Origin of the sequence: Massilia sp. 2TAF26 (assembly GCF_052115005.1) — a bacterium.
GTDB lineage: Bacteria > Pseudomonadota > Gammaproteobacteria > Burkholderiales > Burkholderiaceae_D > Telluria.
Genome location: NZ_JBFRFV010000042.1, coordinates 15,053 through 35,117 on the forward strand (window position 1 = coordinate 15,053; position 20,065 = coordinate 35,117).

A 20,065-nucleotide genomic window follows, 5' to 3' on the forward strand; every position below is an offset into this window, starting at 1 on the left:
CTTGGATCCCCGCCTTCGCGGGGACGACGGTGCGTATTCCCCGCCCAACTCGTGCAGCCTCAGGCCACCAGCAACCAATTCTCCCGCAGCGCCTTCTCGAACTCATACGCCGGCAGCGGCTTCCCATACAAATACCCCTGCACCTCATCGCACCCCGCCTGGCGCAGGAACTCGGTCTGCTCCACCGTCTCGACACCTTCGGCGATCACGCGGTGCCCCAGCTTGCGGCCCATGCTGATGATGGTGCTGGCGATCGCGCAGTCGCTCACGTCGGCCGGGATGCCGGTCGTGAACGAGCGGTCGATCTTCAAGGTATGGATCGGGAAGCGCTTCAGGTAGGACAGGCTCGAATAGCCGGTGCCGAAATCGTCCAGCGACAGGGCCACGCCCAGTGCGCTGATGCGGTCCATGATGCCGATGACGTAGTCGACGTCGTGCATCAGCGTGCTCTCGGTGATCTCCAGCTCGAGCCAGGAGGCGTCGATGCGGTAGCGGTTCAGCGTTCCCTCCACCCTGCCTGGCAGCGAGGACGTGAACTCGCGCGCCGAGACGTTCACCGCCAGGCGGAACGGCGGCAGGCCGGCGCGCTGCCAGACCGCGGCCTGGGCGCAGGCCTGTTCCAGCACCCATTCGCCCACCTGCACGATCAGGCCCGTGGTTTCGGCCAGTGGGATGAATTCGCCCGGCGCCACCATGCCACGCTGCGGATGCATCCAGCGCACCAGGGCTTCGGCGCCCACCAAACGTCCGCTGCCGATCTCGAATTTCGGCTGGTAGTGCAGCAGCAGTTCGCCGTTGCCGAGGGCGTGGCGCAGGCCGGACTCGATGTGCATGCGCTGCTGCATGCCCTCGTTCATGTCGAGGCGGTAGAAGGCCACGCTCTGGTCGGGGTTCTCGACGCGCTCCTTGGCTCGCTGCATCGCGATGTCGGCCATGCGCAGCAGGGTCTCGGCGTCGGTGCCGTCCTGGGGGTAGACGCTGATGCCGACGCTGGCGCCGACGCGCAGGTCGTGGCCGCCGATCGGGAACGGGGCTTCGAGCACTGCCTGCAGCTTCTGCGCCACCGTGGTGGCTTCGAAGTGCTGGCGTACGTCGAACAGGCCGATCGCGAATTCGTCGGCGGCCAGGTGGGCGACGACGTCCTCGTCGCGCAGGGCGCCGCGGAAGCGCTGGGCGACCTGGCGCAGCAGCTCGTCGCCGACGGTGCGGCCCAGGGTGCCGTTAATCAGCTTGAAGCGGTTCAGGTCCACGTACAGCACGCAGGCCGTGCCTTCGTTGCGCTGGGCGGACATCAGGCCCTGGTCGACCAGGCGCGCGAACAGCGTGCGGTTCGGCAGGCCGCTCAGCTCCTGGTAGTAAGCCAGGTGGTGCAGGCGTTCCTCGGCCAGCTTGCGCTCGGTGATGTCGGTCAGGTAGGCGATCAGGCCGATCGGATTGTCTTCGAGGTCGCGCAGCGGCGACAGCGACAGGCTGGCCCAGAACACCTCGCCGGACTTTTTTCGGCGCCTTACCTCCATCATGCGGCCGCCCTGTTCGGCGAAGGCGTCCGGGAAGTCGGCGCCTTCGTCCTCCATCTCGTCGACGTAGAGGAACAGGATGTGCCGTCCCACCGCTTCCACCGAGGTGTAGCCGAACAGCTGCTCGGCGCCGCGGTTCCAGCTGGTGATGTAGCCCATGCGGTCCATCGTCAGCACCGATTCGTGGATCTGGTCCAGGATCTGCGACTGGTGCGCCAGCTGGGCCTCGACCTGGGCGTAGGCGTGGGTGGTGCGCTGGGCCAGGCCGTGCATCTGCATCAGGGTCGCGGTCAAGGTGGCGAGGGCGTCGAGCTGGCGGCGGTCGTCCTCAAGGAAGGGCCGGCCCTGGATTTCGTAGCGGCCCAGGCAATCGCCGTTCAAGGTCACCGGCGCGGCCAGCGCGCCGCCCGGCGCCTCGGCGGGTATATCGGCCGGTGCAGCGCCGGCGATGAAGTCGGCCTGCGGGCAGGCCAGCAGGCCGGCGGCGATGCGTCCCAGCTCCTTGTGGAGGGCGTCGCCGCGCAGCTTGAGTACGGCCTGGCAGAGGGCAGCGCTGCTGCCGATGAGATCCTGTGGCGCAGCGGCTGGCAGCTCAGACATTGCGTGCTACCTGGATTGCCCAGTGATAGGCGTGGAGTTGGGCCTGCCACCAGCCCAGGCCGTCGATGCCGGCGGCTTCCAGCACCGCGCGGCCAGGGCCCGGCAGTTCGCACAGGCGCAGGCGCTGGCCCAGCCGGCCTTCGCGCACCAGCAGGGCTGCTTCGACATCCTCCGGCAGGTTCAGGTCGAGCAGCAGCTCGGCCATCGGCATGTGGAACAGGCGGTCGAGCAGGGAGAACACGCCGGCCATGAAGGCCATATCCTGTTCGTCGCGGTCGCCGCCGTCGCGCTTGCAGAGTTCTTCCAGCACCGCGCCGCGCCGTGCGGCGATCGGCAGCAGCAGATTTGGCGGGCCGTCCGGATGCTGGCGCGCGTACAGCAGCAGTTGCAGCCAGCGCTGCAGCTGGCGCCGGCCGATGCGGCTGATGGCCTGGCCGAAGCTGGTGATCTGGGCGCCCACCGAGAAGGCGGCCGAATTCACCAGCTTGAGCAGGTGGAAAGACAGGCCCGGATCCTGTTTCAGCTGGGCTTCGAGCTCGCGCGAATCGGCGTCCCGGGCCAGCAGCGCCAGCATGGTCAGCAAGCGTCGGCGCGTGGTGCCGTCGTCCTGGCGGGCCGCGTCCTGGGCGCCGGCATCGTCGAGCGCGTAGCGGCCGGAAAACCAGGCGAAGCCGGCGTTCTCGCAGTCGCGCATGGCATCCAGGGTGTCGACGCCGCGCGCCAGGTGGGGGCCGAACAGGGCCGGCAGCGAGCCTGGCGGCAGCGGCTCGGCATCGCTTGACACGTCGCGCGAGACGCTGCGCAGCGCCGCCGGGCGGCTCATCCCTTCCGGCAGGTCGCCGTCCAGCAGCACGCGGTAGCCGTCCATCTGCAGCTCGGCCAGGCGTTTGGCCGCACCCTCGCCCGCCATCGAACGTGCGTCGACCGCCAGCACGACGCGGTTCGGCGGCAGCAGTTTCAGGATCGGGGGTGTCAGCAGCGCCGGGGAATCCAGCAGCACGATGCAATCCAGGGGCGCCACCGCGGCCAGCAGGTTCGGCGGGCCGAACATGGCCTGCAGCGTCGGGTCGTCGAGTCCGCCCTCGGCCGCGCGCAGCAGCAGCGCAACCCACTCGTTCTGCGCGTTGGCTACCGAGCGTATGTCAACCAACGGGAACGAGGCTGCAGACATTAGTGATTATGCATGATTAGTGTGTCGCTAATAGTAGTGCAGCCATTATCGGAAAGCAACTGGAATGTTTCCCTGCGGATACATCCTGATCGAAGCTGTCGTCAATACGATTCAGCTGGCATGCTGGACGGCGAATCTGATCAGTTCCGCCTGCCCTTCGATGCCCAGTTTGCGCTTGATATTCAGGCGATGGGTCTCCACGGTGCGCACCGATAAATCGAGTTCACGGGCGATCTGCTTGTTCGATTCGCCGTTGGCGATATGGCGCAGCACTTCCTGTTCGCGCGAGGTCAGCTGGTTGTCCGGCATCGAGGGCCGCGCCAGCTGGCGGGCCACCGGGGCGCTGTAATACACGCCGCCGGCCATCACGGCGTCGATCGCCAGCACGATCTCCTTGCCGGGCGAATCCTTCAGCACATAGCCGCGCGCGCCGGCCTGCATCGCCTGGCTGACGTATTCGAACTTGTCGTGCATCGACAGGATCAGCACGGCGATGCCGGGATGGCTGCGGCTCAGCTGGGCGGTGGCCTCGATGCCGCTGCCGTCGCGCATGGTGATGTCCATCAGCACCAGGTCGACCTGGGCGGCGCCGGCCTTGGCCAGGGCCTCGGCGCCGGATCCGGCCTCGGCGACGACGCGGAAATGCGGCACCGATTCCAGGCGCGCGCGCAGGCCGTCGCGCACCAGCGGATGGTCGTCCACCAGCATGATGTGGACGGGCTTTTCGGTAGGTTCAGTCGTCATGGTTCCAGTGGCTCAGGTCGACGATCGCGCGCACCACGGTGCCCGCCTTCGATGATGTGATCTGGAGCGTGCCGCCGATCGCGTCCAGCCGCTCCATCATGTTGCGCAGGCCGATGCCGCGCTGCGGGTGCACGGCCACGTCCTCGGTGTCGAAGCCGGCGCCGTCGTCCTCGATGGCGAGGGTCAACTGGCCGCGGCGGCGGGCCAGTGCCAGCCCGATGCTGCGGGCGCCGGCATGCCGCTCGATATTCGTCAGCGCTTCCTGGGCGATGCGGAACAGGACCGTGCCCACCACCTGCGGCAGGCGCTCGACCTGGCCCTGGGACGTGAACGCGACCGGCATGCCGCTGTGCTGGCTGAATTCCTCGGCCAGATGTTCGAGGGCGGCGGCCAGGCCCATGTCGTCCAGCAGGGTCGGACGCAGGTCGTGCGAGATGCGCCTCACCTCGCCCAGCACCTTGTTGAGTTCCTCGGCGGTGCGCTCGAAACTGGCGCGCGCCTGCTGCTGCTGTTCCGGGCCGCCCGCTAGGCGGATCACGCCGGCCTCGATCTGCAGCTTGATCGACACCAGCCACTGGCTGATGCCGTCGTGCAGGTCGCGCGACAGGCGCGCCCGCTCCGTCTCCTGCGAGTCGACCACGCGCTGGGCCAGCACCTTCAGCTTGGCGTCGGCGACCCGCGATTCGCTGACGTTCAGCACCAGCCCGGAGCTGGCGACCACCAGCGCCGACAGGATCGCCAGGCCGGCGATCCACCACATCGTGGTCTCGATATTGCGCTTCTGCTGGGCGTCCACCTTCTCGAGGGCGGCGTCGACGTCGTCCAGGTAGAGGCCGCTGCCCATCATCCAGCCCCAGTCGGGGATCAAGACCACGTAGCCGAGCTTGGGCGCGGCCACGCCGGTCGAGGGCTTGGCCCAGTTGTAGCGTATCAGTCCGCCGCCCTGCTTCGCCCTGGCGATCAGGTTCTGGATGGTCGGCGCGCCGAACTGGTCGTGCAGGTTCCACAGGTCGCGTCCGACCAGCTCGGGCTGGCGCGGATGCATCAGGTTGCGGCCGTTCATGTCGTAGACGAAGAAATAGCCGTCGTTGCCGAAGCTGAGCGAGGCCAGCACGCGCTTGGCTTCTTCCAGCGTGGCCGGGTCCTTGCGGCCCGAGGACGTCAGGTGGGCGATCGCGTGCGAGGCCAGTTCCACGTAGTGCTCGAGTTCGGCCTGCTTGGTAGCCAGGTAGGCCTGCTGGATGGTGGCGCGCTGCTGCTGGGCCAGGGTGACCGCCTGCTGCCGGATGAAAAGTGCAATCGCGCACAAGGCCACGATCAGCGGGGCGATCGCGAGAAAAATCAGCTTCTGCCGTAACTTCATTCCGTGCGCATGGTTTTCGTCGTAACATGAGATTGTACGCCCGACCAGCTGGACAGGCCAGAAACCGGTTCGGCGCGACCGCAGTCTTGCAGGCGCAGCAACTACGTAGCACTACGCAGTCGACTGCGTAATCATGCGCTTGTTGATTGTAAAGAGGTGCAAGATACTGATTGATAGCTTGCCACGAATGTAAGCCGGCCCCGCCCGGTTTTGCTGTACCCACACAGAAAAAGCATTCGCAGAATAAGCAATCACCTCTGGAGGAGTCACCATGAATCGTCTTACAAGCCGGCTCGGTTGGGCTGCGCTTTCGCTGGCGGGCGCCATTGCGCTCGCCTATGTCGCGTTGAATCGCGGCGAGTCCATCAACGCGGTCTGGGTCGTCGTCGCCGCTGTCTGCGTCTACTTGATCGCCTACCGCTTCTACAGCCTGTACATCGCCGACAAGGTGATGAGCCTGGACCCGCGCCGCCAGACCCCGGCCTACAAATACAACGACGGCCTGGATTTCGTGCCGACCAACCGCTACGTGCTGTTCGGCCACCACTTCGCCGCGATCGCCGGCGCCGGCCCGCTCGTCGGTCCCGTGCTGGCGGCCCAGATGGGCTACCTGCCGGGCATGCTGTGGATCCTGGCCGGTGTCGTGTTCGCCGGCGCCGTGCAGGACTTCATGGTGCTGTTCCTGTCGATGCGCCGCGACGGCCGCTCGCTGGGCGACCTGATCAAGTCCGAAATGGGCGAGATCCCGGGCGTCATCGCGCTGTTCGGCACCTTCATGATCATGGTGATCATCCTGGCCGTGCTGGCGCTGATCGTCGTGAAGGCGCTGACCAACTCGCCGTGGGGCTCGTTCACCGTGATGGCCACCATCCCGATCGCGCTGTTCATGGGCGTCTACTCGCGATACATCCGCGTCGGCCGCATCGGCGAAGTCTCGCTGATCGGCTTCGTGCTGCTGATGCTCGCCATCGTCGGCGGCCAGTGGGTGCATGACTCGCCGACCTGGGGCCCGATGTTCACCTTCACCGGCGTGCAGCTGACCTGGATGCTGATCGGCTACGGCTTCGTCGCCTCCGTGATCCCCGTGTGGCTGCTGCTGGCGCCGCGCGACTACCTGTCGACCTTCCTGAAGATCGGTACCATCGCCGCGCTGGCGCTGGGCATCGTGTTCGTGGCGCCGCACATGCAGATGCCGTCGATCACCCGCTTCATCGACGGCACCGGCCCGGCCTGGTCGGGCAGCCTGTTCCCCTTCCTGTTCATCACCATCGCCTGCGGCGCCGTGTCCGGCTTCCACGCGCTGATCTCGTCCGGCACCACGCCGAAGATGATCGAGAACGAAAGCCATGCCCGCTTCATCGGCTATGGCGGCATGCTGATGGAATCCTTCGTCGCCATCATGGCGCTCGTCGCGGCATCGACCATCGATCCGGGCGTCTACTTCGCGATGAACAGCCCGGCCGCCGTGCTCGGCACCACCGCGCAGAGCGCCGCCGCGGCCGTGTCCAACTGGGGCTTCGTGATCACCCCCGACCAGCTGACCCAGCTCGCCAAGGACGTCGGCGAGAACACCATCATCTCGCGCGCCGGCGGCGCCCCGACCCTGGCGGTCGGCATGGCCCACATCCTGTCGAACGTGGTTGGCGGCAAGGCCATGATGGCCTTCTGGTACCACTTCGCGATCCTGTTCGAGGCCCTGTTCATCCTGACCGCGGTGGATGCGGGCACGCGCGCCGGCCGCTTCATGCTGCAGGACCTGCTGGGCGCCTTCGCCCCGGCCTTCAAGAAGACCGAGTCGCTGCCGGCCAACCTGATCGCCACCGGCCTGTGCGTGGCTGCCTGGGGCTATTTCCTGTACCAGGGCGTGGTCGATCCGCTGGGCGGCATCAACACCCTGTGGCCGCTGTTCGGCATCGCCAACCAGATGCTGGCCGGTATCGCGCTGACCCTGGGCACCGTCGTGCTGTTCAAGATGAAGCGCGCCCAGTACGCCTGGGTCACCATCGTGCCGACCATCTGGCTGCTGATCTGCACCCTGACCGCCGGCTGGCAGAAGATCTTCCATGAGAACGTCAAGATCGGTTTCGTCTCGCATGCGAAGAAATTCCAGGCCGCCCTCGACCAGGGCCAGGTGCTGGCGCCGGCCAAGAGCCTGGACCAGATGAGCCGCGTGATCTTCAACGACTATGTCGACGCCACCCTGTGCGGCTTCTTCATGTTCGTGGTGATCGCCGTGCTGGTGTTCGGCATCCGTACCGCCCTGCGCGCGAACAGGGAAGCGCGTCCGACGGTCAAGGAAACCCCGTTTGTGCCGGTCGAGCCGGCGGTCGAGGCTTAATCATGTTCAGCACGCTCGCACAGGCGGGCCGCTACCTCGGGCAAAGCATGCGCCTGATGGTCGGCCTGCCGGAATACGATACCTATGTGGCCCACATGGAAAAGACCCATCCCGGTCAGCCCATCATGAGCTACGAAGAGTTTTTCCGCGAGCGCCAGCAGGCCCGCTACGGCAACGGCAAGCGCGGCGGCTGTTGCTGACGTCCTTGCTGACGCCCGTGTAATGCCAAGGAAGGGACGCCACTGTGCGTCCCTTTTTTATTCCTCTCCCTCTGCCCTGCCCCGCGGTCTTGATACGCGACAAATGCGGCGCACACCCGCTCCCCTATAGTCCCTTCTTGCGGGAAAGCTCTTTCCCTGAAGACTAGGCCCGACTATGCCGACATTCGAGCGTTCCAGCCTGAGCCAGAAACTGACGACCATGTGCCTGCTTTCGGCCGGCTGTGCATTGCTGGTCGCCTACGCCGCCTTCGCGACGACCACGGTGACCGAGCATCGCCGCAACGAAGCCGCGGAACTGAGCGCCCTGGCCCAGGTGCTGGCGCGCAGCAGCCAGGATGCCCTGCAGTTCAACGACCGCAAGCTGGCGGCCCAGATCCTGTCCGCGGCCCAGGAAAGGCCTGCCCTCGAGGCCGCCGTGCTGTACGACCGCAACGGCCGTCCCTTCGCCTCCTGGCGTGCGGACGGCAGCCGCGGCGCCCAGCTGGACAGCCTGCCCGAGCTTGGCCGCGACGCGCTGGAGGAAGCCACGCGCGCCGCCAGCCGCCCCTGGCTGCCGAGCATGCGCGTCTACCGCCAGGTACCCGCGGGCCCCGGCGGCGAGGCGGCCGGGGCCGTCATGGTCGAGGCCGACCAGCTGCCGGTATGGCTGGGCATGGCGCGCGGGATGGGCGTGATGGCGGCGGCGCTGGCCAGCGCCATGCTGGTGGCCTGGGTGCTGGCGCGGCGGATCCGGCGCAGCATCGCCGACCCGATCGCCAAGCTGATCAACACGGCGCAGAAGGTCGCCGCCAGCCAGAACTACACGCTGCGCATCGCCCACCAGCGCAACGACGAACTGGGCACGCTGATCGACAGCTTCAACAATATGCTGGCCCAGGTGGAGGGCCGCGGCCAGGCCCTGACCCACCACCGCGACGAGCTCGAGCGCCAGGTCTCGGTGCGCACCGAGCAGCTGGAAAAGGCCAAGAACGCGGCCGAGGCGGCCAGCCGCGCGAAGAGTGCCTTCCTGGCCACCATGAGCCACGAGATCCGCACCCCGATGAACGGCGTGCTGGGGATGGCCGAAATGCTGCTCGGCACCGAGCTGACCGAGACCCAGCGCAACTACACCCAGCTGGTCAAGCAGTCGGGCGAGCACCTGCTGGTGATCATCAACGACATCCTCGACTTCTCGAAGATCGAGGCCGGCAAGCTCACCGTCGAGTACATCAACTTCAACCTGTGGGACTTGCTGGACGACATCCACACGGTCTATACGCCGCAGGCCGAGGGCAAGGGCATCGCCATGCACTTCGACATCGCCAACGACATCCCGGTGGCGATCTGCGGCGACCCGAACCGCCTGCGCCAGATCATGGCCAACCTGCTGGGCAATGCGATCAAGTTCACCAATGAAGGGCTGATCCTGGCCAGGGTGCGCATCGCCAGCGAGGACAACCAGGCCGTGATGCTGCGCTTCGAGGTGCACGACACCGGCATCGGCATCTCGCGCGAAGCCCGCGGGCGCCTGTTCGAGGCCTTCTCCCAGGCCGACGATTCGACCACCCGCAAGTTCGGCGGCACCGGGCTCGGGCTGGCGATCTCGAAGCAGCTGGTCGAGCTGATGGGCGGCTCGATCGGGGTCGAGCACGCGCGCCCGCAAGGCTCGGTGTTCTGGTTCACGGTGGCCTTCGACAAGCGCCGCGTCGATCCGGATGCGCCGGGCGACCACCAGCACACCATCGACGGTCTGCGCGTGCTGGTGGTCGACGAGAGCGAGAGCAGCCGCGTGGGCCTGGAGCGCCACCTGGCCGCCTGGCGCGTCGAATGCGACGGCGCCGACAGCGCCGACGAAGCGCTCGAGCGCCTGCACGACGCGGCGCGCGCCGGCCAGCCCTACGACGCCGCCATCCTCGACATGGAACTCGAACAGGCCAGCGGCCTGCTGCTGGCGGCCGGCGTCAAGCTTGATCCCATGACCCGCGCCACGCGCGTGATCCTGCTGTCTCCGGAAAAGCTGGCGGCCGATCCGGTCCAGCGGCGCGAGGCCGGGGTGGCCTACCAGCTGATCAAGCCGGCGCGCGCCGCCGACCTGTTCGCCTGCCTGGCGACGCGTCCGCGCGGCCAGGTGGCGCCGGCGGCGCGCTTCGTGCCTTCGCGGCCGCTGCGCCAGGACAGCGAGCGGCCGCGCGCCCGCCGCGTGCTGGTGGCCGAGGACAACCCGGTCAACGTCGAAGTGGCGCGCGCCATGCTCGAGAGCCTGGAGCTGAACGTCGACTGCGCGCGCAACGGCCAGGAGGCCCTGCACATGCTCCGCGAGGGCAAGTACGACTGCGTGCTGATGGATTGCCAGATGCCGGTGATGGACGGTTTTGCCGCCACCGCCGCGATGCGCCGCGAGGAGCGCGAAGCCGGGCGCGGACGGGTGCTGCCCATCATCGCGATCACCGCCAACGCGCTGCAGGGCGACCGCGAAGCCTGTCTGGCGGCCGGCATGGACGATTACCTGTCCAAGCCCTTCGCCCAGCAGGAACTGGCCGCCGTGATCGGGCGCTGGATGGCGCTGCCGCTGGCCGCCACCGTGCACCACGACGACGAGCCGCCGCGCCTGCCGCGCGCCTCGATCGAGGTGATCCAGCGCGACGTCATCAACCGCGTGGCGCTGGAAAAGATCCGCATGCTGTCGCGCGAGCGCGGCGACGCCCTGGTGCAGAAGGTCATCAACGCCTACGTCGACGACACCCCGCAGCAGCTGAGTACCCTGCGCCGCGCGATCGACGGCATGGACACCGGCAACGTGCGGCGCATCGCCCACACCCTCAAATCCGCCAGCGCGAACGTCGGCGCCGAAGCCCTCGCCGCCCTGTGCAAGGAGATGGAACATCTCGGCCGCGCCGACACCACCGAAGGCGCGGATTCCCTCCTGAATAACATGGAACAGGAGTTCCAGGCCGTCCGCGACTCGCTCAACGCCATCCTTGAGAAGGAAACCTGACATGGCAGCCCCCTGCTCCAAACAACGCGCGAACAGCCGCGGCGTCGTGCTGGTCGCCGACGACGATCCGGTGATGCGCCTCCTGATGCTCGAGATGCTGGAGGGCGTCAACCTCGACGCCATCGAGGCCGAGGACGGCGCCCAGGCCGTGAAGGTCGCGCGCGACTGCTCGCCCGACCTGATCCTGATGGACGTCGAGATGCCGCGCATGGACGGCTTCGCCGCCTGCCGCGCGATCCGCGACCTCGAAAACGGCGCCAGCGTGCCGATCGTGATGGTCACCGGCGGCGACGACCTGGATGCCGTCACCAACGCCTACGAGGCCGGCGCCACCGACTTCGTCTCCAAGCCGATCAACTGGCCCATCCTCGGCCACCGGGTGCTGTACGTGCTACGCGCCAGCGACGCCATCGTCCGCCTGCGCATCGCCGATGCCCAGAACCGCGCGGTGCTGGCGGCGATCCCGGACACCTTCTTCCGCATGAACGGCGGCGGCATCTACCTCGACTATGAACCGGGGCGTACGGGCAGCCGGCGGGAGAATCCGGGCCGCGAGCGGCCAGGCGAGAGCGAGGCCGTCGCGGCCGACGAATGCGTGGGAAAGCACATCAGCGAGGTGCTGCCGCGCGAGATCGCCGAACGCATGCTGGAGCAGGTCGAGGTCGCGCTGCGGATCCAGCAGGTGCGCTCGGTCGAGTATGAGCTGATCCGCTTCGGCCAGGCCCAGCACTTCGAGGCGCGCCTGGTCGCCACCGGGCCCAACGAGGTGCTGGGACTGGTGCGCGACATCAGCGAACGCAAGCGCGCCGAAGAGCAGATTCGCCGCCTGGCCTATTGCGACAGCCTGACCGGCATCCCGAACCGCCAGGCTTTCCTGGAAATGCTGGAGCGCGAGCTGCAGCGCTCGAAGATCGGCAACAAGAAGTTCGCCGTGCTCTTCATGGACCTGGACGCCTTCAAGCGCATCAACGACACCCTCGGTCACAATGTCGGCGACCAGCTGCTGCAGCAGGTCTCGGACCGCCTGCGCGAGACCATCCGCCCGAGCGACCTGCTGTCGCGCGGCGATTCCCTCACCCGCGACGGCGAGCCGCGCCAGAGCACCAACCTGGCCCGCCTGGGCGGCGACGAATTCACGATCCTGATCCCGGACCTCGACCGCGTCGAGCACGCGCTGAACGTGGCCCACCGCGTGAAGGATGCGATGCGCCGCCCCTTCATCATCGAGGGCAACGAGATCTTCGTGACCGCTTCGATCGGCATCTCGCTCTTCCCCGAGGACGGCGACGACTGCAATTCGCTGCTGAAGTACGCCGACACCGCGATGTACCACGCCAAGAACTGCGGCAAGAACAACGCCAAGCTGTACTCGTCCTCGCTGACCATGCAGATCATGAGCCACGTGAAGCTGGAAGTCGGCTTGCGCAAGGCGCTGCAGAACGACGAGCTGTATCTGCTCTACCAGCCGCAGCTGGACGTGCGCTCGTCCGAGATCGTCGGCGTCGAGGCCCTGGTGCGCTGGCGCCATGCCGAGCGCGGCGTGGTCTCGCCCACCGAGTTCATTCCGCTGGCCGAGGAGACCGGCCTGATCGTCCCGATCGGCGAATGGGTGCTGCGCACCGCCTGCAGCCAGGCGCGCGCCTGGCAGAAGCTGACCCGGCGCTCGGTGCGCATGGCGGTGAACCTGTCGGCCAAGCAGTTCAAGGACGAGAACCTGAGCCAGATCGTGCTGTCGGCCCTGCACGACACCGGCCTCGATCCGCGCCTGCTGGAACTCGAACTGACCGAGGGCACGCTGATGGACGACGCCAAGGCGACCATGGCCACCTTGGAGCAGCTGCGCGGCATCGGCGTCTACCTGTCGATCGACGACTTCGGCACCGGCTATTCGTCGATGAACTACCTGAAGCGCTTCGACGTGCGGGCGCTGAAGATCGACCGCAGCTTCATCAGCGGCCTGCCCCAGGATTCCGAGAACGCGGCCATCACCCGCGCCATCATCGCGATGGCGCACGGGCTCAAGATGGTGGTGGTGGCCGAGGGCGTCGAGACCGGCGAGCAGCTGGTGCTGCTGGAGGAATACGGCTGCGACCTGGTGCAGGGCTTCTACCTGGGGCGGCCGGCGCCGGCGGATACCGTTACCGGGATGCTGCAGTCGCTTTGGGTGCCGGTGGGTGCCAAATAGCGTAGGGTGGGCGCTCCCTGCCCACGCGTGGGCTCGGAGTGTCCACCCTACCTCGAAAACAGCAGGGTATGCACAGCAGGCCCCGGCAACAGCGGCGTCGGCGTCCCCTTCACCCAATCCTCATGCCCGCGCAGGAACCAGGGCGACAGCGGATGCCCGCTCTGCCCGCCCGGCATGTCGTACAGGCCCTCTTCCTCGCGTCCCGGCGACACCGTCAGCCGCTCCGACTGGCCGAACTTCGGTCCCGCCACGCGCGGCATGTTGGCGTCGCCCGGCAGCTGGTCGGGCGGCACGGCCAGCCAGCGCTTCAGGAAAGGCAGGGCCATGCTGATCGGATGCGCGATCGCGGCCGTATTGCGCTGGCCCCAGGTGGCCTGCGCCAGCGGCGTGCCGTCCTTCGTCATTTCGAGAATGGCGCGGTCGACGGCGGCCAGCTGCAGGTCCTGCCAGCTGGCGTAGCCCGGCGGCAGCCAGGCCGCCGGACGCTCGTCCAGCAGGCGCTCCAGCACCGCCGGCCAGCGTGAGGTGGCGACCACCATGCTGGCCTTCGGGTCGAGCTTTTCCATCTCGGCGTTGGCGCCGGCGAACAGCAGCTCATACAGCGACCAGCGGAACTGCTGCGCCAGGCGGTAGCCGACGGATGCCGTGCTGGCATGCCCGTCCCAGCTGTCCTTCAGCATGCGGCGGAACTCGGCACGGCCGGCATGACCGGCGACGGCACGGTCGTCGAGTGCCCTCAGCAGGCGGTCGCGCCAGCCGGCCACGTATAGGGCGCGGTCGTCGAGCGCGGCGCGGAAGACGGCCGGGACGTCGGTCTTGTCGCCGAGCCGGCGCACGCCGTCGCGCAACTGGCTCGCGCGGGCGCCGAGGTCGAAACCACCGTCGCCGAGCAGCTGGGCGTCCGGGCCGGACAGCTGGCGGCTGTTGGCCGTCACCAGCTGGCCGCCGGGCGGGTTCACCACGCGCGGATGCGCGGCCGGCGCCAGCAGCTCGCGCCAGGTCGGCGCGGCGCCCTCTCCTGCCAACGGGAACGACACCGCCAGCCCGCGGCCCGCCTCGTCCCGGCGCGGCAGCGCGCCGGCCACGGTCCAGCCGATGTTGCCGTGGTCATCGCCGGCGACGATGTTCTGGGCCGGGATGCCGTCGGCGGCGCCGGCGGCCAGGGCTTCGTCCAGCGTGGTCGACGATTCCAGCTTCAGGTGTTCCAGGTTCAGCGCCTGCGGCGAATGCGCGACCCAGTGGACGGCGTACAGCGTGCCGCCGGCTTCTCGGATCGGGCCCAGGCTGGTCTCGCGCACGCTCAGGCGTTCCGGCGCCTGGCCTTTGACGAGGATGGTTTCGGCGTGCTCGGCCGGCGTCTCCCAGCCGGAAGGCAGGCGCACCTGGCCGGCATGGTCGCCGTCGGTGTCGAGGCGGACCAGGTCGAGCGTGTCGGCATAGCTGTTGGTGAAGGACCAGGCCACGTGGCCGTTGCTGCCGACGATGACCAGCGGCGGCGCGCCCGGCAGGCTGACGCCGACCACGCGCCGCTGTGCTCCTTGCGCATCGGGGAAGCGCAGCGCCAGCCGGTACCAGATGTTCGGCAGCTGCAGGCCGAGGTGCATGTCGTCGGAGACGATCGCCGCGCCGCTGCTGCTGCGCGAGCCGGCCAGCGCGTAGTTATTGCTGCCGACCGAATCGACGAAGCCGACGCCGGCCAGCTGGCGCGGCGGCACCGCCTCCTTGCGGCCCCACCAGGCCGGCGCGGTGGCGGGAATCGCGGCCGGCGCCAGCGATAGCGCAGGCGCATCCAGCGGCGCATCCCACTGGCTGGCCTCGGGCAGCAGGAAGGCGCGCTGGGCCGGGTCGAGATTGCGGGCCAGCCAGCCGCGCGCCAGCTCGCGCGCTTCCTGGTTGCCCTGCAGGTCGAAGTACATGGCCCACACCACCAGCAGGGAATCGGCCGCCGTCCACGGCCGCGGCGCGGCGCCGGTCAGCGCATATTCGAAGGGCCGTGCGCCGAGCGCGTTCACGCCGTCGTTGACGCCCGCCGCGTAGCGCTCGAGGAAGGCGCGCTCCTGCGGCCCCAGGCGCGCCAGCACCTCGGCGGCGCGGGCGCGGAAGCGGTGCAGGCGGTGGGAACGGTCGAGCGGCAGGGCTTTCGGTCCGAACAGCTCGGCCAGTTCGCCGGCGGCGCTGCGGCGCAGCAGGTCCATCTGGAAGAAGCGTTCCTGGGCGTGCACGAAACCGGTCGCATAGGCCAGGTCGAGGCGGTTGGCGCCGCTGATGGTCGGCACGCCGTTGGCGTCGCGCGCCACTGTTACCGAGCCGGACAGGAGCGGCGAGGTGCGCTTGCCGTCGAGCTGGGCGAGGCTGGCGCGCAGGAACAGCCAGCCCCCGAGCACGGCCAATGCCAGCAGCGCCACGAGCAGCAGCCCAAGCCGCCGCGTCCAGATCAGCCATGCCCGTCGTGCCATCCCCGTCTCCCTCGCAAAACGAGCATCTTGCCAGAAAACCACTACCGCTGCGCGTGAAGCAGGCATTCGACGTGCATTGGCGCTGTCCGCCAGCCTGCGCTATTCTGATGCAAGGCGCATGGCGCCGTCGACATGGAGGTCCTATGTCATCATTTTCAGTTGCTGGCGTGCTTTGCCTCGCCATCGCCGCCTCAGGCTGCACGACGCCGCAGGAACGGGCCGCGCAGAAACAGGCCGAGGCCGCAAACATGATCACCGTCTACGGCCCCGCTTGCGCGCGGCTGGGCTATGCGCCCGATTCCGATCCCTGGCGCAACTGCATCGTGAACCTCAGCACGAAGGACGATCTGCAGCGCTATGGACCGTCCCCGGGCTATTACGCGGGCTGGGGTCCCGGCTACTGGCGTGGAGGCGGCTATTGGGGTCCGTACTGGTAAGCGGCAGCTCGCCGGCCAGGCGCTTCGCGCACTCGGCCTTGGTGACGGCGCTGCGCCGCGCCAGCAGGCGTTCCAGTGCACGCTGGGTATGCCGCACCAGCTCGGGATAGCGCGCGTCCGGCGGATGCAGGCTGAAGCGCACCAGCGGCCCGTCCGCCAGCAGCGCGGCGGTGGCGTCGGCCACCCGCGGCGACAGCCAGCGGCCGCTGCGGTTGCGCGCCGCGTACACCATCGACGGCGATTTCACGACCGGGCCATTCCGCAGGCAGTGGAAGTGGCTGAAGGTGGTGGTATAGGCGAACGGCGATTCGCGCAGCGCCTGCCAGGCGCCCTCGCCCAGCAGCCAGGCCGGCGGCACGAAGCCGGCCGGGGTCCAGCCGCGCTGGCGGAACCAGTCCAGGCCGAGTTCGAGCCGGCGGCGCGCCTCGTCGTAGTCGAGCGCCGCGAATTCGCCTTCGCGCCGCGTGTACACGTTGCGCAGGAAACGCGCGCGCAGGCCGCCGCGCCTGGCTTCGGTGTCGAGGTGGCTGTAGCCGTGCAGCGCCAGCTCGTCGCCGCGCGCCAGCGCCGCATCCAGGGCCGCCTCCATCGCGGGCGAGCGCTCGGGGCGGAAGTGATAGTGCGGCACCACCAGCCAGGTCAGCGGGATGTCGGCCACCACGCGGATCGCCTGCACCAGGCGCAGGCAGTCGGGCCAGGTGGCGGGCGCGACGTCGTGGATCGACACGCACAGCATGCCCGGTTTGGTATTGTCCGGCGCTTCAGTCGGTAACACAGATACGCTCCGGTTCGCGCTGGACGGGCTGGTAGCCGCCCAGCAGCACGTCGTAGCGACCCAGCACCTGGGGCAGGATCTGGTCCCAGTCGTAGCGCTCGACCGCCTTGCGGCGCGCCGCCTGCCCCATGCGGACCATGTCACGCCAGTAGATGGCTTCGATCGCTTCGGCCAGGCTGGCGACGCTGTCCGGCTTGGCCAGGATGCCTGTTTCCCGGTCGACCAGCTCGGCCACGCCGCCGCGGTTGGTGCCGACGACCGGCAGGCCGCAGGCCATGGCTTCGAGCACGATCAGGCCGAAGGTCTCGCAGTCGCCCGGATGGGCCAGCACGTCGCAGCTGGCCAGCAGGCGGGCGAGCTGGCGCTGGTCGCGCTGGAAAGGAATGATGGTGAGGTTGTTCGCGCGCGGCAACTCGTCACCGCTGCCGACCAGTACCAGGTGGTAGCGCCCGCCCAGTTTGCGTGCCGCCTCGATCAGCACGTGCAGCTTCTTTTCCGGCGTGAAGCGGCCGGCGTAGACCAGCAGGCGGGTGTCGGGATCCAGGCCGAGCTGTTCGCGCAGGGTCTCTTGCTGGGCCTCGTCCTCGCGCAGCGGTTGGAAGACGCGCGAATCGATGCCCAGCGGCTGCTGGACGGCACCGTGCACGCCGATGGACTCCAGATGCTCGACCATCACCCGGCTGGGCGCCAGCACCAGGTCGAACTGGCGGTAGAGATTGGCGAGGTAGCGGCATGTGCCGTGCGCGATCCAGCGGCCCAGGCGCGGACGCACCAGGCGCGGCAGGTCCGAGTGGTAGAAGGCGACCGCGGGCACGTCATGGCGTTTGCGCATGCGCAGCGCGGCCCAGGCGCAGTGGCCGGCATCGCCCGCCTCGACCAGGTCGGGCTTGACCGATTCCAGCAGGCGCGCCGCGCGCGATACCGACAGCGGCATGCGGAAACCGTGGAAGCCCGGCACGTTGGCGGCGGGAATGCGCACCAGCGGCGGCAGCGAATCGTCGCAGGTTTCGACGTTGGAACTGAGGATGGTGTGCTGGACGCGGCCGCGGCGCGCCAGCCAGCGCGCCTTGGCATTCAGGTAGGTGCTGACGCCGCCTCCTTCGGCCGCGTAAAACATCGTGATGTCGACGAGGTGCATGCTCGATTCCGGTCAAACTCCGGTCAAATGAGGCCTTGGCCCGCTAGCCCAAGGGCGCCGGCGGCCTCATGCATCGGCCCTGGCGGTCCCTTGTGGGAGGCTCATTATGCACTTCGCCTGTCGAGCATGGCGCGCGCAATCGTGCCCGCGTCCACATACTCGAGTTCGCCTCCTACGGGAACCCCGCGCGCCAGGCGGCTGACCTTCAGCCCACGCGCTTTCAGCATTTCGCTGATGTAATGGGCGGTGGCCTCGCCCTCGTTGGTGAAATTGGTGGCCAGCACGACTTCGTTGACGATGCCGTCGGTGGCGCGGCCGACCAGCTTTTCCAGGTGCAGGTCGCGCGGGCCGATCCCGTCCAGCGGCGACAGCCGGCCCATCAGCACGAAGTACAGTCCCTTGTAGGTCAGGGTCTGCTCGATCATCAGCTGGTCGGCCGGGGTCTCGACCACGCACAGCAGCGCATGGTCGCGCTCGGGGTCGGCGCACAGCTCGCAGACCTCGAGCTCGGAAAAGGTATTGCACATGGCGCAGTGGTGCACCGCCTCGACCGCCTGGTAAAGGGCGCGCGACAGCATGGCGGCGCCTTCGCGGTCGTGCTGCAGCAGGTGGAAGGCCATGCGCTGCGCCGACTTCGGCCCGACGCCCGGCAGGCGGCGCAGGGCCTCGGTCAAGAAGTCGAGCGATTTGGACATGATGGTGATCCGGATGTGCCCGCGCTCAGGCAGCGCGGTAGGCGGCCAGCGGCTCCGCCGTCATGACGGGAACGAATTCGGTGATCTCGTAGTGCGCCACCCCGGCCTGCTGGAAGGGATCCTCGCGCAGCACGTCCTCGAGCTCGGCGCGGCTGGCGGCCTGGGCCACGATCACGCCGCCGTCGCGCGGCACCTTGCGGCCCGACATCAGGAACAGGCCGCGCGCATACTGCTTGTCGAGGAAGGCGCAGTGCGCCGCCAGGAGTTCGTCGATGCGCGCCAGCGGCGCCGTATAGTGCAGGGAGACGATGAACATCAGAACGGCATCTTGAAGCCCGGCGGGATCGGCAGGCCGGCGGTCAGGCCGCTCATCTTTTCCTGGGTCGTCGCTTCGGCCTTGCGGATCGCGTCGTTGAAGGCGGCCGCGACCAGGTCTTCCAGCATGTCGCGGTCGTCGCCCAGCAGCGAAGGATCGATCGTGACGCGCTTGACGTCGTTCTTGCAGGTCATGACCACCTTGACCATGCCGGCGCCCGACTGGCCTTCGACTTCGACCAGAGCCAGCTGGTCCTGCGCCTTCTTCATATTGTCCTGCATGGCCTGGACCTGCTTCATCATGCCTGCGAGCTGGTTTTTCATCATGGTGGTGTTCTCCAAAAAAGTCGGGTGAAACGAAAAAGTGGTGAAGACCCGGTCAAGTACCGATCGGACGTACCGAGCCCGGCACCACGAAGGCGTCGAAAGTCTGCTCGAGGGCCTGGATGAAGGGATCGGCGCCGACGGTTTCCTCGGCCTCGCGCTGCAACTGCTCGCGGCGGACCCTGGCTTCGACGCTGGCGGTGTACCAGACCGGGCCGATCTCGGTATCGATGTTCACGCGCACCGCCGGGAAGCATTCCTGCAGGGCCGCGCACAGCTTCTCGCTGTTGCCGCTGGCGCGCAGGGTATCGACCGGCACGCGCAGGCGGAAATTGGCCGACGAGCCGTCCGAGGTACAGCTGACCAGCTCGGTCTGGAAGGCCAGCTGCTGGGCCACGCCGCGCAGCGGCAGCGAGGCGGCCAGCGCCGGCCAGTTGCCATCCCAGCCGATCTCCGGCACCGGCGTGACCACGTAAGGATGCGGCGGCGCGCTCGGCGCCTGGACCCGCGCGGCCGGCGGCGCGCTGACCGCGGCCGGGGCCTCGGCGGCGACCGCGGTGTCGTCGGAAAATTCGGTGACCCAGGACGGCGGCTCGTCGTCGGCCACTGCCTGTTCATAGCCCTGGGATGCCTGTGCGGGCGCCTGAGCGGCCGGCTGAGGCTGGGCCTGGCGCATGGCCGGCTGTGGCTGGGCGACGGCTTGCGGCTGCGGGCGCGCGGCCGGCTGGTCCCATGGGGCCGGTGCGGAAGGACGCGCGGCTGGCGCGGGCGCGGCGCTGGCCATCGGCGCCGGTCCGGGCGCAGGTGCCGGG

The 20,065-nt window shown here is 68.3% G+C and carries 14 protein-coding genes and 1 pseudogene; 4 read left to right on the forward strand and 11 right to left on the reverse strand.

Features of this window, described 5'->3' with window-relative positions:
* Positions 1 to 59: 59 nt before the first annotated feature.
* The 4 genes from AB4Z32_RS25720 to AB4Z32_RS25735 all read right to left on the reverse strand — a co-directional run bounded on the left by AB4Z32_RS25720 (position 60) and on the right by AB4Z32_RS25735 (position 5,395).
* Positions 60 to 2,117, reverse strand: a complete 2,058-nt coding sequence (locus tag AB4Z32_RS25720) for a putative bifunctional diguanylate cyclase/phosphodiesterase (RefSeq protein WP_442124694.1) — start codon at positions 2,115 to 2,117, stop codon at positions 60 to 62.
* Complete coding sequence (locus tag AB4Z32_RS25725) at positions 2,110 to 3,267, reverse strand: HDOD domain-containing protein (RefSeq protein WP_442124695.1); 1,158 nt, start codon at positions 3,265 to 3,267, stop codon at positions 2,110 to 2,112. Before AB4Z32_RS25725 ends, AB4Z32_RS25720 begins: the two co-directional genes overlap by 8 nt.
* 132 nt (positions 3,268 to 3,399) lie before the next feature.
* Positions 3,400 to 4,032 carry a response regulator transcription factor gene (locus AB4Z32_RS25730; RefSeq protein ID WP_442124696.1) on the reverse strand — a complete coding sequence of 211 codons (633 nt, stop codon included), beginning with the start codon at positions 4,030 to 4,032 and terminating at the stop codon, positions 3,400 to 3,402.
* On the reverse strand, positions 4,022 to 5,395 hold the full coding sequence (locus AB4Z32_RS25735; RefSeq protein WP_442124697.1) for a cache domain-containing protein: 1,374 nt from the start codon (positions 5,393 to 5,395) through the stop codon (positions 4,022 to 4,024). Before AB4Z32_RS25735 ends, AB4Z32_RS25730 begins: the two co-directional genes overlap by 11 nt.
* 271 nt (positions 5,396 to 5,666) lie before the next feature.
* Between AB4Z32_RS25735 and AB4Z32_RS25740 the strand changes: the two genes are divergently transcribed.
* The 4 genes from AB4Z32_RS25740 to AB4Z32_RS25755 all read left to right on the forward strand — a co-directional run bounded on the left by AB4Z32_RS25740 (position 5,667) and on the right by AB4Z32_RS25755 (position 13,113).
* On the forward strand, positions 5,667 to 7,733 hold the full coding sequence (locus AB4Z32_RS25740; RefSeq protein WP_442124698.1) for a carbon starvation CstA family protein: 2,067 nt from the start codon (positions 5,667 to 5,669) through the stop codon (positions 7,731 to 7,733).
* Between the two features lie 2 nt (positions 7,734 to 7,735).
* Complete coding sequence (locus AB4Z32_RS25745; protein WP_435574093.1) at positions 7,736 to 7,933, forward strand: YbdD/YjiX family protein; 198 nt, start codon at positions 7,736 to 7,738, stop codon at positions 7,931 to 7,933.
* Positions 7,934 to 8,108: 175 nt separating this feature from the next.
* The gene (locus AB4Z32_RS25750; RefSeq protein WP_442124699.1) at positions 8,109 to 10,928 is read left to right on the forward strand and encodes a response regulator; all 2,820 of its coding nucleotides are present in this window, start codon (positions 8,109 to 8,111) and stop codon (positions 10,926 to 10,928) included.
* Between the two features lies 1 nt (position 10,929).
* Positions 10,930 to 13,113, forward strand: a complete 2,184-nt coding sequence (locus AB4Z32_RS25755) for a putative bifunctional diguanylate cyclase/phosphodiesterase (protein ID WP_442124700.1) — start codon at positions 10,930 to 10,932, stop codon at positions 13,111 to 13,113.
* Positions 13,114 to 13,160: 47 nt separating this feature from the next.
* Here AB4Z32_RS25755 and AB4Z32_RS25760 read toward each other — a convergent pair whose 3' ends face one another.
* From AB4Z32_RS25760 to AB4Z32_RS25790, 7 genes and pseudogenes are all read right to left on the reverse strand, one after another.
* Positions 13,161 to 15,569 (reverse strand): penicillin acylase family protein, encoded by a 2,409-nt coding sequence (locus AB4Z32_RS25760; protein WP_442124701.1) that lies wholly within the window; start codon positions 15,567 to 15,569, stop codon positions 13,161 to 13,163.
* A gap of 330 nt (positions 15,570 to 15,899) precedes the next feature.
* Complete coding sequence (locus tag AB4Z32_RS25765; protein ID WP_442124702.1) at positions 15,900 to 16,781, reverse strand: DUF2334 domain-containing protein; 882 nt, start codon at positions 16,779 to 16,781, stop codon at positions 15,900 to 15,902.
* Entirely contained in the window at positions 16,768 to 17,919 is a 1,152-nt protein-coding gene (locus tag AB4Z32_RS25770; RefSeq protein ID WP_442124703.1) for a glycosyltransferase, read from the reverse strand. Before AB4Z32_RS25770 ends, AB4Z32_RS25765 begins: the two co-directional genes overlap by 14 nt.
* A gap of 104 nt (positions 17,920 to 18,023) precedes the next feature.
* The gene (gene recR, locus AB4Z32_RS25775) at positions 18,024 to 18,614 is read right to left on the reverse strand and encodes a recombination mediator RecR (RefSeq protein ID WP_442124704.1); all 591 of its coding nucleotides are present in this window, start codon (positions 18,612 to 18,614) and stop codon (positions 18,024 to 18,026) included.
* Between the two features lie 25 nt (positions 18,615 to 18,639).
* On the reverse strand, positions 18,640 to 18,930 hold the full coding sequence (locus tag AB4Z32_RS25780; protein WP_442124705.1) for a YciI family protein: 291 nt from the start codon (positions 18,928 to 18,930) through the stop codon (positions 18,640 to 18,642).
* Positions 18,930 to 19,256, reverse strand: a complete 327-nt coding sequence (locus AB4Z32_RS25785; protein ID WP_442124706.1) for a YbaB/EbfC family nucleoid-associated protein — start codon at positions 19,254 to 19,256, stop codon at positions 18,930 to 18,932. The genes AB4Z32_RS25780 and AB4Z32_RS25785 overlap by 1 nt, the downstream gene beginning before the upstream one ends.
* 52 nt (positions 19,257 to 19,308) lie before the next feature.
* A pseudogene (locus AB4Z32_RS25790) lies at positions 19,309 to 20,065 on the reverse strand (DNA polymerase III subunit gamma/tau); the annotation flags it as partial.